The organism is Vibrio sp. 10N.261.51.A4 (assembly GCF_041471945.1).
Classification (GTDB): Bacteria; Pseudomonadota; Gammaproteobacteria; order Enterobacterales; family Vibrionaceae; genus Vibrio; species Vibrio crassostreae_C.
On record NZ_JBFRPJ010000094.1, the window covers coordinates 1 to 15,149 of the forward strand.

The window sequence follows — 15,149 nt, forward strand, 5'->3', positions numbered from 1 at the left end:
AATTACGCAACAAAGCCGCTTTCCTTTGCTCTTCATGCAGAAGAAAAGAGTCATGGTCTTGAAAATGCTGCTCCTTTAGAAAATGGACAAAAACTTGAGGACTCGACAAATAATCTTAAGGAAAAATTCAATGACTTCAGTGAAGTCGATGGAATCATTGTGGACAGAACCATTACGCGGTTGGGAGAGGATTTCTATTTTTTCTTCTCGCAATCGCTCAATGATAGTTATCCCGACCTTAAGGAAAATTTGACGGTAAAAGAAAGGCCAACGGCGTTATCAGGAAGCATCATAGAGGTTCAACACTCTAGAAAACCGATCTTCCGTACGGCGTTGTCCCCTGGTCGTAGACAAGCGAAAGAACGCGCTGCCGATGCAACACGAGTGGTTGGGAATTACATCATCCGATGGCAAGCGGAACGGATCTTTCAGGACACTTACGATCTAGACCATGATGAATTTTAAGGAGCCAAGGATGTCGATATGTTTCAGAAAGGCTGTGCTTATTGTGTTGCTCGCTTCGCCTTCGGTTTACTCGAGCGAGTTAGTTTACACGCCCGTAAACCCAAGTTTTGGCGGAAATGCTTTAAACAGCTCTCACCTTTTTAATCACGCTAATGCCATCAATGATTTTGAAGACCCTAATGCTAGGGATATTTTTGATGAACAAGAGTCTGCGTTAGATCGCCTAGCTTCGAGTTTAGAGTCCCGTTTAATTAGCCAATTGCTTGCTGACGTGGGTAATGGAAATACAGGGCAGTTAGAAACAGATGACTTTTTCCTCAATATTGTTGACGACTCCGGGACCTTACTCGTTCAAATCGTCGATAAAGCGACAGGGGAATCAACAGAAATCAGTGTTTCGGGACTAAACCCAGACCTCTAATCACAAGGATTGTGTTATGAAATCGATCATTATCGTCTTCTTGACCTTTGTGTTGGGAGGGTGCACTTACTCTATGCAAATTCCAGAGACTTCTGAAACGCCAAAACTGATGCCGAGAGGATCGACTTATACCGATCTCATCTCATTACCTCAGCCTCGCGGCAAAATATTGGTCTCAGTTTATGACTTTAGAGATCAAACAGGCCAATACAAGCCTCAGCCAAACAGTAACTTTTCCACAGCAGTGCCACAGGGTGGGACGTCTTTATTGACGACAGCACTTATCGACTCTCAGTGGTTTGTACCTCTGGAGCGTGAAGGGCTCCAAAACTTATTGACTGAACGTAAGATCATTCGAGCGGCTCAGAAAAAAGATAAGGTCGTAAATAATCATGGGGCAGACTTGTCGTCTTTGAGTTCCGCTAACATCGTCATCGAAGGCGGGATTGTGGCTTATGACTCGAATATCGTGACAGGCGGTGCGGGTGCTAAGTATCTTGGGATCGGTGGTTCTGGACAATATAGAACGGATCAAGTCACTGTGAATTTAAGAGCGGTTGACGTTAGAACCGGGCAAGTTCTATTGAGTGTCACCACCACTAAAACTATCTCTTCACACGAGATTGGGTTCGGCGCATTTCGATTTGTTGATTACAAAGAACTGTTGGAAGTTGAAATGGGCTATAGCCAAAATGAACCGGTCAATATTGCTGTGATGTCTGCTATTGATGCCGCGGTGATTCATTTGATTGTGAAAGGAATGAAGCGTGGAATGTGGTCGCCGGGCGATCCGAATGCATTAGAAAATCCGATTATCGCACGTTATTCCGAAGCGAGTACAGACATACTTTAAGCTACCGAGTAAGCAGCAAAATAGGGCTATGCGGAAAACGGACCTTTCCCTTAGCCCTGTTTTTTTCTTCAAGCAACTCAATGATCAATTCACATCACACGTAATATCTTTTATCGGTGTTTCCGAGGTAACAAAACAAACATACGCTTCCGCTGGCTTATTCGGGCCTATTCGAATGTAACCTGCCTTTATTTCATCTTCATCAAACGTCACCGAGTGAGAGCTTCCCGTTTGGTTGTCGTAAAAGTTTGCTTCAAAATTGTTGTTCATTTGGCTTGCGATACGGTTTCGTGTTGTAGATGTTGTGAACGTAATATTGGCGCAGCGCATCGGTGGTTTCTCTGTAATCAAAAACTGTCCGCTTTCTTTATCTAATACACCGCCTTTGGTATCCGGTTGTATGTCTATCGCCTGAAACTGTTCGATGGTGCATGTTTCTTTGGCTGAGGCTATTGAGGGCATCAGCATCGTGAGGGCTAAAGGGAAAGCAAAAAGTACTGGTTTCATTAGAACAACGCCATAGGTAAAAAGAGCGAAAGATAATAGCACTGCAATGGTGCTATTAAATGTAAAGATTCTGTTATTAAGGAAATGCTTTTATAACGAAAACAAAATGAGGTTGAGCATCGTTAGCTTTTTTAGCTAGTCTCAAATTGACATTGGGCTGATTGGCTTTGTGATTGCTGAATGACACTGAAGCCTTTCTTTTCTAATAACTGTATAAGGTTACCTTCTCCAATTAGGTGCAAGGTACCAACTACTATCATGTAGTTCCCTTTAGTCTTAAGCTTCCAATCATTGGAGGATAGTTTGTTTGCCCAGTCTATGTTGCGATCGGTTAAGAATGCTTTCTCAAGTTCAGGCGACATCTCTGACAGTTCTGAGAAGGCTTCCAGCTTCGCTAAATCACCCGCTTTCCAGCTTTCAATGAGGCAATGTACAACACGGTCCGTTTGGTCAAATTCTTCTAGGCTACTGACTAACCATTCCTTACCGTCGTCCTTTTGTTTTGTCATCAGGTCTATTTGGAATTGCAGAGGCTCCAAACTGATAACCGGAACATCTTGGGTAGTCGCTTTGTTCGCTAGCGTCGCATCAACGCCGCTGGCGGAGCCATAACCAAGGTTTTTTAACTGCTGCATTTGTATGGAGAGAGAAGTTGCCCAAGGCGGTGAACTAAGCAGCTGTTGCGTCGGCATGCCCAATGATTTTGATATGTCGGTTAATAATTGCAGCTGTTCTGTATTGAGTACATCGGCAGTCGTTAGTTTGTTGCGGGGATATAAAACGCCATCAGACTTTCTGATATCCGTTTCGATAATTAAGCCATCACTGTTTTTTAGCGCGTCGGTGATCGCCGAAGGAAGGGGGTACATACTCTCGTCTCCAACGTGCACTGAACCTAAGATAGTGAGTGTCAGATCATCCTTTTGTGCTTGCCAATAAAGGGGCTCGGCGACCGCTTGCCTAGCTGAAAAAGCGAGAACGAATAAAACCATGTACCAGAGTGGACGCAAAGGGAGCTCCTTAAGGAAGTATTAAACTCGTTAAAATCGATTTTGACGGTGTTTTTTAACGGTTTTTTTTGAGAACAATGTCACGTTGTTTGTACGAAAAGTATAATAATACGCTGAAACTCTAAATCCTTTCTGACTACCAATGACACGATTTTATGAAATCGGTAAAAAAGATTGTGATTCATTTCTCAAATTTTACGTCAAAATTAAAATGACGGAAGTGCCGTTGCTTGTAACTTGATGATTTTATTTAAATTAAATTTATAAAAATTTTTGAGATTTGAAGCCGATCACTTTATTAGCTCGATTTAATTCACGGTAAAAAATAAGCCCATATAGTTTATCTAACTTTCGAAGCGCTCCATTTTGCTTCTTACTCAATTTTTAATTTATGGGTGAATACGATGTTGAAGAGAAACTTACTATCTGTAGCGGTATTGGCTGGCCTAACAGGTTGTGCAGTAACGCAAGCACCAGAACAAAAAGTAGTGAATGCACTGGCTGATAATCTTGATGTTCAGTACGAAATTCTAACTAATCATGGTGCGAATGAAGGCTTGGCTTGTCAGGACCTAGGTGCTGAATGGGCGTCATGTAATAAAGTGAACATGACGCTAACCAATGACGGTGAAGCGATTGACTCTAAAGATTGGAGCATCTACTTCCACAGTATTCGTCTTATTTTAGATGTTGATAATGAGCAATTTAAGATCACTCGCGTTACTGGTGACCTTCACAAGCTAGAACCTACTGAAAAATTTGACGGCTTTGCGGCTGGTGAAGAAGTGGTTCTTCCGTTAACGAGTGAATACTGGCAACTGTTTGAAACTGACTTTATGCCAGGTGCATTCGTGACGGCGCCAAACGCAGAACCTAAGATGATTGCATCATTGAATACAGAAGATGTTGCATCGTTCGTAACTGGTCTAAAGGGTAATAACCTTAAGCGTACGCCTGATGATAATAACGTAATGGCGACAGCGGTGACGCGTTTTGAAAAGAATGCTGATCTAGCAACGCAAGACGTATCAACTACTTTACTACCAACGCCAATGTCGGTAGAAGCCGGTGAAGGTTCAGTTAGCATTGCTGGTGGTATTGCCCTACCTAAAGACGCATTCGACGCTGAGCAATTCGCAGCAATTGAAGAACGTGCAGATGTGGTAAACGTAGATGTGAGTGGCGACCTACCTGTGAGTGTCGCTGTTGTTCCTACTCAGTTTACGGGTGATTTAGCGAAATCTGGCGCTTATGAACTAAGCATCTCGGAAGAGGGGATTGCAATTAAAGCGTTTGATAAAACGGGTGCTTTCTACGCAGTTCAGTCTATTTTTGGCCTAATAGATAGTCAGAACGCTGAATCATTACCACAACTGTCAATTAAAGATGCGCCGCGCTTTGATTATCGTGGTGTGATGGTGGACGTTGCTCGAAACTTCCACTCAAAAGATGCCATCCTAGCAACGCTAGATCAAATGGCGGCATACAAGATGAATAAACTGCACCTTCACCTAACGGATGATGAAGGTTGGCGTTTAGAAATTCCAGGTTTACCAGAGCTAACGGATGTAGGGTCTAATCGTTGTTTTGATTTGGATGAACAAAGCTGCTTACTGCCTCAGCTAGGTTCTGGTCCAACAACAGACAACTTTGGCTCTGGTTTCTTTAGTAAAGCGGATTACGTCGAGATCCTAAGCTACGCTAAAGCGCGCAGCATCGAAGTTATCCCTGAAATTGATATGCCAGCACACGCTCGTTCAGCTGTGGTATCAATGGAAGCGCGTTACACTCGTCTCATGGCGGAAGGCAAAGAAGCAGAAGCGAACGAATACCGCTTGATGGATCCGCAAGATACATCGAATGTAACCACGGTTCAGTTCTACGATAAGCAAAGCTTCATTAACCCATGTATGGAGTCATCAACTCACTTCGTCGATAAAGTAATCTCTGAAGTGGCGGCAATGCACCAAGAAGCGGGCGTACCGCTAACGACTTGGCACTTCGGCGGCGATGAAGCGAAAAACATCAAGTTAGGCGCAGGCTTACAAGATATTAATGCAGAAGATAAAGTGGCTTGGAAAGGCAACATCGATTTGTCTAAGCAAGATAAGCCGTTCCAACAATCACCACAATGTCAGTCATTGATCGCTGATGGTACTGTAAGCGATTTCGGTCATCTACCAAGCCACTTCGCAGAACAGGTTTCTAAGATTGTTGCTGAGAAGGGTATTCCCCACTTCCAAGCATGGCAAGATGGTCTGAAATACAGCGAAGGCGAGGAAGCATTTGCGACCGAAAGTACACGCGTGAACTTCTGGGACGTTCTTTACTGGGGCGGAACTTCATCAGTATACGATTGGTCAGCAAAAGGGTATGACGTGATTGTCTCTAACCCAGACTACGTATACATGGATATGCCATACGAAGTTGATGCAGCTGAGCGTGGTTACTACTGGGCAACACGTGCAACCGATACTCGTAAGATGTTTGGCTTCGCACCAGAAAACATGCCACAAAACGCAGAAACATCATTAGACCGTGATGGCAATGGTTTTACTGGTAAAGGTGAGGTTGAAGCGAAACCTTTCTACGGTCTGTCAGCTCAACTTTGGTCAGAAACAGTACGTACTGACGAGCAATATGAATACATGGTGTTCCCTCGCGTATTGGCAGCAGCAGAGCGCGCATGGCACCGAGCAGATTGGGAAAACGACTACAAGGTTGGTGTTGAATACTCTCAAGAAACTAACTTAGTGAATAAGCAAGCGTTGAACAGCGACTTTAATCGCTTCGCGAATATTCTTGGTCAACGTGAGCTAGCTAAGCTAGAAAAAGCGGGTATTGATTACCGACTACCAGTTCCAGGTGCGAAGGTTGTTGACGGTAAGCTAGCGATGAACGTTCAATTCCCAGGTGTAGAGCTGCAATACTCTGCTGATGGCGAAAACTGGCTAACATACGATGAGCAACAACGTCCATCAGTTTCTGGTGAGACTTACATCCGCTCTATTTCAGAAAGTGGTGAGAAAGTAAGTCGAGTGACCTCAGTTAAATAATCGATAAGCACTATTAGTAGAAGAGCTCCTGACCTTTATCTTATTCAAGATAAAACGGGAGCTCTTTTTGTTTACTGCGAATTAGGTGCATATCCAAAACTGAAACATATAGAAATCGCCTTTGGTCATATCATCAACAATGCACATAAGGTGACTTTAATCCCAAAAGTGACGCGCTTCTCATTATTCTCTTCAAAAAAAAAGCCCCCTGTAAAAAACTCTAAATCAGATGTGATTCAACTATCTAGATTTAATTTTTCTTCGTGAAATAACGTGATCCCGATCTGTATATTTTTCCATCTTAAGTTTTTTATCAATTTTTATGTTTTTAAGTTGTTGATTTTAAGGTTTTAAATAACTTGTCTTTTTTTGATAGTGAGAGGGATCACTCTGCTGTCCCTTTTATTTTTAAACGCGAATTAATTCGAGCAACATAGATTTCATGCCAGGGAGGCTACCAACTACTCAAGCGGTGAAGGTGAATGATGTACCGAAGATGTGCCGCTGAAAAAATTAAACTAAGGCAGTTTACTATGAAAAAAATTATCGCTCTAAGTGCTCTTTCTCTTGCTTTCGCTTCTAGTGCTTTTGCTGGTTCTTCTTACGTAACGGGTAACATCCAAATTCATGACGATGGCCGTATCCACGGTTCTGACATGACTTCTACGCTAGAAGCTGGTCACACGTTTGATAACACTCTAGGCGGTTTCACGGTTTATTCTGAGTTTGATGGTATCCAACTGGGCAAACTTGAATCTGAAAATGGCGGTGCAGGTAATACTACTCCAGGCATCACTGTAGGTGGTGAGCAATCTTTCAACATCACTGACAACCTATGGGTTGCTGCGGGTTACCAACATCTATTCTCTGCGGGTGAAAGCATTCAGTTCCGTCCACTAGTTAAGATCGGTTACAACTTCGACAACGGCATCTCTATTAGTAACCGTACTCGTGCACACATCGATGATACTTCAGCTAATGCTGACACAGACTACCGCATGGATAACCGCATTGCTTACACAGTGAATGCTGACCTAGCGCTTAGCTACAACAACGTATACATGATTGATGCTGAAGCGATGGACCACGAGTTACGTGCAACATGGACTCGTCAAGGTGTTCAACCTTACTTTGAATTCCGTAGCCAAGCTAACGGTGTAGATTTCGCAAACGGCGATTCTAAGCAGAACAACGCATTCGTATTCGGTGCTTCTTACGGCTTCTAAGCTGATTCGCTTGGTTGCTTAGTCTATTAGATTATTAGCCGAGTGAGCTTCTTCGCTAAATAGCTTTTTGCTAAATAGCTTGCTAGCTAATTAGCGAGGGGAACATAGCGGTACTAACAGCCCGGTTGGTGCCGCGACAAGATTTGCTTTACTGTCCAAAAGCAAAGAGCCTAGCAAGTAAACCACAGTCTTGGGTTTACTGAATGCTAGGCTCTATTTTTATGACTTCTTTTTATTGCTGTGTGTTGGTCTGTTTAGGTTCTATTTTCCGTTGTAGTGACGGTATTCAAACACCTGACCTTTTTCATTAAACGCATACACAGAATACTCGTCTTTCTTATCGCCATACTCCATGCCTGGCGAACCCATTGGCATACCCGGAACCGCTAAACCAATCGCATTACGTGGTGGGTTTTCTAGAAAGGCTTTAATGTCATCTGCTGGAATGTGTCCTTCAAATACGTAACCGTCGATCTCTGCAGTGTGGCAAGAGGCTAACTCCTGTGTTACCCCTAACTTCTGCTTGATTGGGTTCATATCATCGTGGAGCTTCTCAGTAACATCGAACCCAGCATCTCGCATATGTTCTGTCCATTCAGTGCAGCAGCCGCAATATGGAGATTTATGGTTTAGCACATCAGTAGCCAAAGCCTGTCCTGAAATTGCAGCGAGTGCAGTAAGAGTCATAATTTTACGAATCATGGTTAACCTCATGAATATGGTTTTTGTTGATATTAGAATGAGTGGGTTTGAACAGTCTTAATCTGTTGGCATTGCTGACTACGGTGATTGATGACATCGCCATCGCAGCGCCTGCAACGACAGGGCTAAGTAAAAATCCAAAGAATGGGTAGAGCACACCAGCCGCAATTGGAATACCAAGTGAATTATAGATAAAGGCACCAAACAGGTTTTGCTTCATGTTTCTCACGGTCGCTTGGGAAAGCTCAATCGCGTTACTGACAGACAGTGGCGACGAGTTGAGTAGCGTCATTTGCGCACTTTCAATCGCGACATCACTGCCACTGCCCATTGCTATGCCTATATCTGCTTGAGCAAGTGCAGGCGCGTCGTTAATACCGTCTCCGACCATGGCAACACTCTTATATTGCTGTTGCAGCTGAACAATGTGTTGAGCTTTCTGCTCTGGAAGCACTTCTGAAATCACTTCGTCGATACCGACGTTTTTACCTATCGCTTGAGCTACAGAGTCGTTGTCGCCCGTTAATAGCACAGTGTGAATTCCGGCGGATTTTAGTTGAGCAATAGCTTGTTTGCTATCTATTTTTAATGCGTCTGAAATGCCTAATATGCCTTCCAGTTTTTGGTCGATGACGACGAAGATTGGCGTCCATGCTTGTGCGCGGCAAAGTTCAATAAAGTCACTACCTATTTGAGTATCAACACCGAGTTGGGTTAGGTATTTAAGAGAGCCGACTTGGATGTGTTTTCCGTTAATGTTGGCTTGTACGCCAAGGCCGCGGCGGTTTTCAAATTCGCTGTGTGGGAGTACTGAAACTTCCAAGCTCTCTGCATATTGGCAAACGGCTTTGGCGAGTGGGTGCTCAGATCCTACTTCCACTGAATAAGCGTAAGCCAGTAATTCCCGTTCCGTTAGATTAGGGTAAAAGGCCTGTTGAACGGTTGGTTTTCCTTGGGTCAATGTGCCTGTTTTATCAAACACAACAGCATCGATTTTGCTAGCTGATTGCAATACATCGGCGTCTTTGATTAGAACGCCAAACTCAGCCGCTTTACCGACACCGACAGTAATAGAGAGTGGGGTCGCGAGACCTAATGCACATGGGCAAGCGATGATCAGCACGGTCGTCGATACGACAAGCATGTAGCTTGCACTTGGTTGTGGGCCAACAAAAAACCAAACTAAGGCGGCAATGGCAGCGATCGCGACTACAACAGGAACGAAAACAGCAGAGATAGAGTCGGCAAGCTTGGCAATTGCAGGTTTACTGCTTTGTGCTTGGCGAACCATCTGGATAATGCGAGCCAACATAGTGCTTGAGCCAATTCCTGTCGCTTCAATAATTAAGCTGCCGTCACCATTAATGGTACCTGCAGAAACGCCATCATTAACTGATTTTACGTTGGGAAGCGGCTCACCAGTCAGCATCGATTCATCGATATAAGATTCACCCGAAACCACGACACCATCGACAGGGACTTTTTCTCCCGGCTTTACTCGAACTTGCATGCCAACTTGGATGGCCTCTACGGCGATGGTTTGCTCTTTGCCATCGACGATAACCATCGCTTTTTGAGGCTGTAAATTAATCAGTGCCTGTAGCGATTTTGTAGTGCGAGCTTTGGCTTTGGCCTCGATGTAGTGACCCAAAGAAATAAGGCCAATGATCATCGCGCTCGCCTCAAAGTAGACGTGGCGAGAAGCTTCAGGGAACCATGATGGAATGAGCACAACCAACATTGAGTAGAACCATGCTGCGCCTGTACCCAAAGCTACTAGCGTGTCCATGGTCGCGCGTTTATGCATCAAGGATTGCCAAGCATTGGTGAAGAAGCTGCGTCCAGAAGTGGCTAACAACACTAAACAAACCACACCAATGAATCCCCAAGCCAGTTGGTCGTTAAATGTAGTAATGGTCATGCTGCCGCCGAACACGCCCCATGCCATTAGCGGTGCACCGATTACCAACGCGCTTACTGAGTTTCTAAGGAAGGCTTGTTGAGTACGAAGTTGTTGCTCTTGCTGTTTTTGTTGTTGTGTTGCCGCATCATCAACAAACTCGGCGCCATACCCCGCAGCTTTGACTGATTCGATGAGCTTGTTTTCAATGAGATCACGTGTTTTGGAGGTGAAAACCAAGGCAGTTTGTTCGGCAAGGTTGATCTGAGCTTGGTCGACAAACTCATTCTTTTTCAGTGCTTTCTCTACCGAAGAGACACAACTCGCACAAGTCATCCCCTCAAGAACAAGGTGATAGGTATATTGGCTAGCTGCGGTTTTATCTTCACTCTTTTTATCTGCTTGTTCGTCTTCTAAATCTGAACTCGATGAAAGGTCATTCGTTTCTGAGTAGGGAGCTGCGTGGTAACCCAGGCTTTCGACCAGCTTAATCACCTCAGACTCAGAAAGCAGAGTAACCAGTGATAATTCCTGTTTGCTGACTTCTAGGTTTAAGGCTTGCTCAGTTTGTTCAAGCGCTTTAGTCAGTTTGCTCACACACTTGCCGCAACTCAGACCGGATAGCGAAAGGTGCAGCTGATTACCCATAGAATAGCCAAGCGTTGCTAACTGTTCGTTGAGCTGAATGTAACTAAATGGAGTCGAAATATCGATGTAGGTCGGCGATATGTCATTAATCATCGTGCTGTCGAGATCGCTAAACAGTGTGCGAACTTTCTTCGCGCAACCCATGCAATTTAGGCCGTTGAGCGCCGTTGTGTAGTAGTTCATATCGATACTCCAATTCTCATCTACGCCTAACATAAACCTTCCCGTAAGGGTAAGGTCAAACATAAATTCAAGAATTTGATCTTGGTGGAGTGCTAGCTGGTGGTTTCAGTTTGGAATGGAAGAGGGAAATTAAGAATGTGCGGCTATAATCTACTTGCTAAGACTATCTATTTACGACTTTAAGGGCGTAATTGGCCTTTCAATAACGGCTTTCGTACAACAACAGCGCATTAATCATTCACTACTGATTGTAGATTTAAGCGGTGGTGATAAAATAGCGCCCAAAATTTAGTGATGTTTGACTATTGCAGGCCTTGTAATGGCGAGCACTAAAAGAATCACCTACATAATCAAGGTATTTAAATGACGGTTAAAACTCGTTTTGCTCCTAGCCCAACTGGCTATCTTCACGTTGGTGGTGCACGTACTGCACTTTACTCTTGGCTATTCGCTAAAAACCAAGGCGGTGAATTCGTTCTACGTATCGAAGACACAGACCTTGAGCGTAACTCTCAAGAAGCGGTTGATGCAATTCTAGAAGGCATGCAATGGATGGGTATGGAATGGGACGAAGGTCCTTACTACCAATCTAAGCGTTTTGACCGTTACAACGAAATGGTTGATAAGCTACTTGCTGAAGACAAAGCATTCAAATGCTACGCGTCTAAAGAACTGCTTGATGAAATTCGTGCAGAGCAAGAAGAAAACAAAGAGATGGCTCGTTACGATGCTAACCACCCTAAAATTGTTGCAGCAAACGAAGCAGCAAAAGAAGGTGATGCATGCGTTATCCGTTTCCGTAACCCTAAAGAAGGCAGCGTAGTATTTGATGACCAAATCCGTGGTCGCATTGAAATTTCTAACAGCCAACTTGATGACCTAATCATTCGTCGTACAGACGGCGCTCCAACTTACAACTTCGTAGTTGTAGTGGATGACTGGGATATGGGTATCACACACGTTGTTCGTGGTGAAGACCACATCAACAACACACCTCGTCAAATCAACATCTATGAAGCACTAGGCGCGCCAGTTCCAACGTTCGCTCACTGTGCAATGATTCTTGGTGATGACGGTGCGAAACTTTCTAAGCGTCACGGTGCTGTTTCTGTAATGCAATACCGCGATGAAGGTTACCTACCAAATGCATTAAACAACTATCTAGTTCGTTTAGGCTGGTCTCACGGTGACCAAGAGATCTTCTCTCAAGAAGAGATGATTGAATTCTTCAGCCTGAAGGCTATCAGCAAGTCTGCTTCTGCATTCAACACTGATAAGCTACTTTGGTTGAACAACCACTACATCAAGACATCTGAGCCTGAGTACGTTGCAAAATACCTGCAATGGCACCTAGACGCACAGAAGATCGATACAACAAACGGTCCAGCTATCACTGAAGTGATCAAGCTAGTTGGCGAGCGTTGTAACACGCTTATCGAACTTGCTGAGCAATCTCGTTACTTCTACGAAGATTTCTCTGAGTTTGAAGCTGGCGCAGCGAAGAAGCACCTACGTGGTGTTGCTAAAGGCCCACTAGAGCTTGCGCTTGCTAAGGTTGAAGCGCTTGAAGATTTCACGACTGCAAACATCAAAGACGGTGTTATCGCAGCAGTATGTGAAGAGCTAGAGATCGGCATGGGTAAAATCGGTATGCCACTTCGCGTAGCAGTAACAGGCGGCGGTCAGTCTCCTTCTGTTGATGCAGTGATGGAGCTTGTTGGTAAAGAGCGCGTAATCGCTCGCATCAAGATGGCTCTTGAGTTCATTGCTGAGCGTGAAGCTAACGCTTAATCCTATTTCTCTTGTTTGAGATAGAATGTACTTGAGATAGAACGATCATCAGCCGACAGCTTAATTCGCTGTCGGCTTTTTATTGTTTAATGAAAATACGGTCAACGTATTTTAGGACGAGACAGTTATAGCAAGTCTTGAGCTTTTGCTAAAACACTGAGTTTTGGGAATATATTTTGGCAGCTGTGCTGGTGGTTCATCGGGTTCATATCTGCAATCGCATCTTCGACAATCACCACGTTATAACCCAGTTCAAATGCTTGTCTAGCCGTTGATTCGACCCCAATACTTGTTGCTACCCCGGTCAGATAAATATCCGTAATACCTTGCTCACAAAGCTGCTTCTGCAAATCTGTGTTGGTAAATGCACCCCAGGAATATTTGGTTAGATAGCGATAATTAGGGTTTAGGCGCAGGCTTTCGATGACCTCTCCCCATACGATCTTTGATGCGTCAGGCTGAGCCGCTTTATTTTGCAGTTCCGTTCGGCCTTGTGGACGACCGGCTACATTAACAATAATTACGGGTAAATCAGCATCATCAAATGCATCGCAGAGAGCAAGGCTGTTCTCTATGATCGGTCGGGACACGGTTTCCGGTAATTGATCAACGATACCTTGTTGCAGGTCGATAACGACAAGCGCAGAGCATTTACTCATTTTCATTACTTTATGCCTTAGTGGTCTTTGTGTGAGGTTATAGTGGTTAACTTTTACGGTGTATTAAGCGGGTGTAAAAGCGGATGAAAGCCAGTGCAACCATCATATAAATGAGTAGGTTCAAAGGGGTAGTGACGTCATAAACAGGCACAAGTTGCGTTGCGCTCATGGTAATCATTACTAATAGGTTGCCCCCGAGAACTCGATAGACCATCCACTGATTACCAGCGAACAGGCGATACACCGTAAAGACATTAACAAAGTAAAATGCCATTAATTGCCATACTTCGGTCATCGAAGGTAACAGCATAACATACTGAATGAGGAACAGTGACCCAAAGGCTAAGTAGCCAATGGTCCAGTGCTTTATCATTTGCCTAGGCATGTTGCTTAATATCAAGGCGCAAATGGCACTGTTAATGATGAACAGACTTCCCGATGATATTGGTAGATATATCCAGACTAGAATTGCTGAGATGAAGCTCATTGTGCCGACTAACGTATTGCTTAATCGTTGCTGGCTGTTGTCAAGTAATCGGGCAAATAAGCGCTTTTTCTTAAAGTTACCCTGGTAGAATTGTTTGACTGTCTCTGGAAAAGGGGGCTTGTAATCGACATTAACCGATGATGCTTCAATAAAAGCCATAGCCTGGTTAAGTATCGAAAAATCATTGTGATCAACCCCTTGATCATGGGCGTTTTGCAGTAACTGTTTGGCAACCCAGATTGCTTGAGTTTGCTGTTGATGCTTCCACTGCTTTCTGGCAGGCATACGGCCATGCAAATCGGGCAGGCGCATCAGATCGTTTAGCGCTTTGAAGGTCGGGCTTTCAATATTTAACTCGCAGCTCGTGTGTAACTGGAAACGCTGCGCTGAGTCATTGTAAGCGAGTGAATGAATGAGGGGAGACATCGCCTCTAAAACAACACTGACTTCGTTGTTAAAGCGTGTGTCATCATCCTCAGGCCAAACCACGCTATAGATGGTCGTATAGACCACGAAGCCAAGCAGGGTTTCTTGCAGCCTTAGTACCGCAATATTAAATGTAGCTACACCATCAAAGCTGCCAGATATCGCCAGCAGGATGCAGACAATAAATGCCGTAATGTAAGCATAGCCGATGACCGGATCGGAACCCATGTATATACAAATTGCGAGTAACAGTGCGATGTTTGCTAAAAAATAATATCGATCTTGCCCAAAAACAGCGATTAACCAAAGCCCGACAAACGCGCCACAAAGCGTCCCCAACAATCTGAGAATGCCTTTTTTCTTGCCAGCAGTAATAGTATCAGTGATGGCCAATATATTGACCACGATAGCCGCCCAGTAAGGCTTCTCAAGGTTAAAATACAACGCAAGGTAGATAGCTAAACAAAATGCTAGGGCAACCTTTATGGCATTCTTGGCTGGAGTGCTCAGTGACTTTATAATGAGTAGCATAGTGGGGTTTAGCGGCAGAGGGATCGAATACGAGGATATTGCCTGATCTTTTGGTCAGCCTAAACTCTAGTTTGAAGGCCTTGATCCATCAAATATAGCAACTCTATTGCATCGTTTAACATTCAGGGGGAGGGGGCGATCAGTCACTCTACTTATACGATATTGTTCGATGCTGATAATGATCGATAGATCTTCTAATAGTTAATAGCGATAGAACATCAGGTTTATCGTTCTTCTAAGCTGGCTAGTTGTTCCGATTATTTTAGGTTCATCGCGGCTTTCCG

The 15,149-nt window shown here is 44.1% G+C and carries 12 protein-coding genes; 6 read left to right on the plus strand and 6 right to left on the minus strand.

Features of this window, described 5'->3' with window-relative positions:
* From AB4384_RS20200 to AB4384_RS20210, 3 genes are all read left to right on the plus strand, one after another.
* A partial coding sequence (locus AB4384_RS20200) for a curli production assembly/transport protein CsgE (RefSeq protein ID WP_372130029.1) occupies nucleotides 1-465 on the plus strand: 465 nt, incomplete at its 5' end.
* Between the two features lie 10 nt (nucleotides 466-475).
* On the plus strand, nucleotides 476-886 hold the full coding sequence (locus AB4384_RS20205; RefSeq protein WP_102321504.1) for a curli assembly protein CsgF: 411 nt from the start codon (nucleotides 476-478) through the stop codon (nucleotides 884-886).
* A 16-nt stretch (nucleotides 887-902) separates the two neighbouring features.
* Nucleotides 903-1,739 carry a CsgG/HfaB family protein gene (locus AB4384_RS20210; protein WP_050646260.1) on the plus strand — a complete coding sequence of 279 codons (837 nt, stop codon included), beginning with the start codon at nucleotides 903-905 and terminating at the stop codon, nucleotides 1,737-1,739.
* 84 nt (nucleotides 1,740-1,823) lie between these two features.
* On the opposite strand, the gene AB4384_RS20215 is transcribed toward AB4384_RS20210, so the two are convergent.
* Both AB4384_RS20215 and AB4384_RS20220 read right to left on the minus strand, forming a co-directional pair.
* On the minus strand, nucleotides 1,824-2,246 hold the full coding sequence (locus tag AB4384_RS20215; protein ID WP_102321503.1) for a hypothetical protein: 423 nt from the start codon (nucleotides 2,244-2,246) through the stop codon (nucleotides 1,824-1,826).
* Between the two features lie 131 nt (nucleotides 2,247-2,377).
* Nucleotides 2,378-3,256, minus strand: coding sequence for a TraB/GumN family protein (locus AB4384_RS20220; protein ID WP_102321502.1), 879 nt, complete (start codon nucleotides 3,254-3,256; stop codon nucleotides 2,378-2,380).
* 404 nt (nucleotides 3,257-3,660) lie between these two features.
* On the opposite strand from AB4384_RS20220, the gene AB4384_RS20225 reads away from it, so the two are divergent.
* A complete protein-coding gene (locus AB4384_RS20225; protein ID WP_102321501.1) occupies nucleotides 3,661-6,312 on the plus strand; it encodes a beta-N-acetylhexosaminidase in 2,652 nt (883 codons plus the stop codon).
* Nucleotides 6,313-6,845: 533 nt separating this feature from the next.
* The gene (locus tag AB4384_RS20230) at nucleotides 6,846-7,538 is read left to right on the plus strand and encodes an oligogalacturonate-specific porin KdgM family protein (protein ID WP_102321500.1); all 693 of its coding nucleotides are present in this window, start codon (nucleotides 6,846-6,848) and stop codon (nucleotides 7,536-7,538) included.
* Nucleotides 7,539-7,799: 261 nt separating this feature from the next.
* Here AB4384_RS20230 and AB4384_RS20235 read toward each other — a convergent pair whose 3' ends face one another.
* Nucleotides 7,800-8,240 (minus strand): DUF411 domain-containing protein, encoded by a 441-nt coding sequence (locus AB4384_RS20235; RefSeq protein ID WP_017060536.1) that lies wholly within the window; start codon nucleotides 8,238-8,240, stop codon nucleotides 7,800-7,802.
* Nucleotides 8,230-11,034: a heavy metal translocating P-type ATPase gene (locus AB4384_RS20240; RefSeq protein WP_102321499.1), complete on the minus strand. Its 2,805-nt coding sequence runs from the start codon at nucleotides 11,032-11,034 to the stop codon at nucleotides 8,230-8,232. The genes AB4384_RS20235 and AB4384_RS20240 overlap by 11 nt, the downstream gene beginning before the upstream one ends.
* Before the next feature lie 300 nt (nucleotides 11,035-11,334).
* On the opposite strand from AB4384_RS20240, the gene gltX reads away from it, so the two are divergent.
* Nucleotides 11,335-12,762: a glutamate--tRNA ligase gene (gltX, locus tag AB4384_RS20245; protein ID WP_102321498.1), complete on the plus strand. Its 1,428-nt coding sequence runs from the start codon at nucleotides 11,335-11,337 to the stop codon at nucleotides 12,760-12,762.
* Nucleotides 12,763-12,887: 125 nt separating this feature from the next.
* Here gltX and AB4384_RS20250 read toward each other — a convergent pair whose 3' ends face one another.
* Nucleotides 12,888-13,427 (minus strand): isochorismatase family cysteine hydrolase, encoded by a 540-nt coding sequence (locus AB4384_RS20250; RefSeq protein ID WP_017060533.1) that lies wholly within the window; start codon nucleotides 13,425-13,427, stop codon nucleotides 12,888-12,890.
* A 40-nt stretch (nucleotides 13,428-13,467) separates the two neighbouring features.
* Nucleotides 13,468-14,865, minus strand: a complete 1,398-nt coding sequence (locus AB4384_RS20255) for an FUSC family protein (protein WP_102321497.1) — start codon at nucleotides 14,863-14,865, stop codon at nucleotides 13,468-13,470.
* Nucleotides 14,866-15,149: the final 284 nt, after the last annotated feature.

Bases quoted from the DNA above. Each gene is read 5' to 3' on its own strand.
- AB4384_RS20205 (WP_102321504.1), top strand. From the start codon at position 476: ATGTCGATATGTTTCAGAAAGGCTGTGCTTATTGTGTTGCTCGCTTCG.
- AB4384_RS20210 (WP_050646260.1), top strand. From the start codon at position 903: ATGAAATCGATCATTATCGTCTTCTTGACCTTTGTGTTGGGAGGGTGC.
- AB4384_RS20215 (WP_102321503.1), bottom strand. From the start codon at position 2,246: ATGAAACCAGTACTTTTTGCTTTCCCTTTAGCCCTCACGATGCTGATG.
- AB4384_RS20225 (WP_102321501.1), top strand. From the start codon at position 3,661: ATGTTGAAGAGAAACTTACTATCTGTAGCGGTATTGGCTGGCCTAACA.
- AB4384_RS20230 (WP_102321500.1), top strand. From the start codon at position 6,846: ATGAAAAAAATTATCGCTCTAAGTGCTCTTTCTCTTGCTTTCGCTTCT.
- AB4384_RS20235 (WP_017060536.1), bottom strand. From the start codon at position 8,240: ATGATTCGTAAAATTATGACTCTTACTGCACTCGCTGCAATTTCAGGA.
- AB4384_RS20240 (WP_102321499.1), bottom strand. From the start codon at position 11,034: ATGTTTGACCTTACCCTTACGGGAAGGTTTATGTTAGGCGTAGATGAG.
- gltX (WP_102321498.1), top strand. From the start codon at position 11,335: ATGACGGTTAAAACTCGTTTTGCTCCTAGCCCAACTGGCTATCTTCAC.
- AB4384_RS20250 (WP_017060533.1), bottom strand. From the start codon at position 13,427: ATGAAAATGAGTAAATGCTCTGCGCTTGTCGTTATCGACCTGCAACAA.
- AB4384_RS20255 (WP_102321497.1), bottom strand. From the start codon at position 14,865: ATGCTACTCATTATAAAGTCACTGAGCACTCCAGCCAAGAATGCCATA.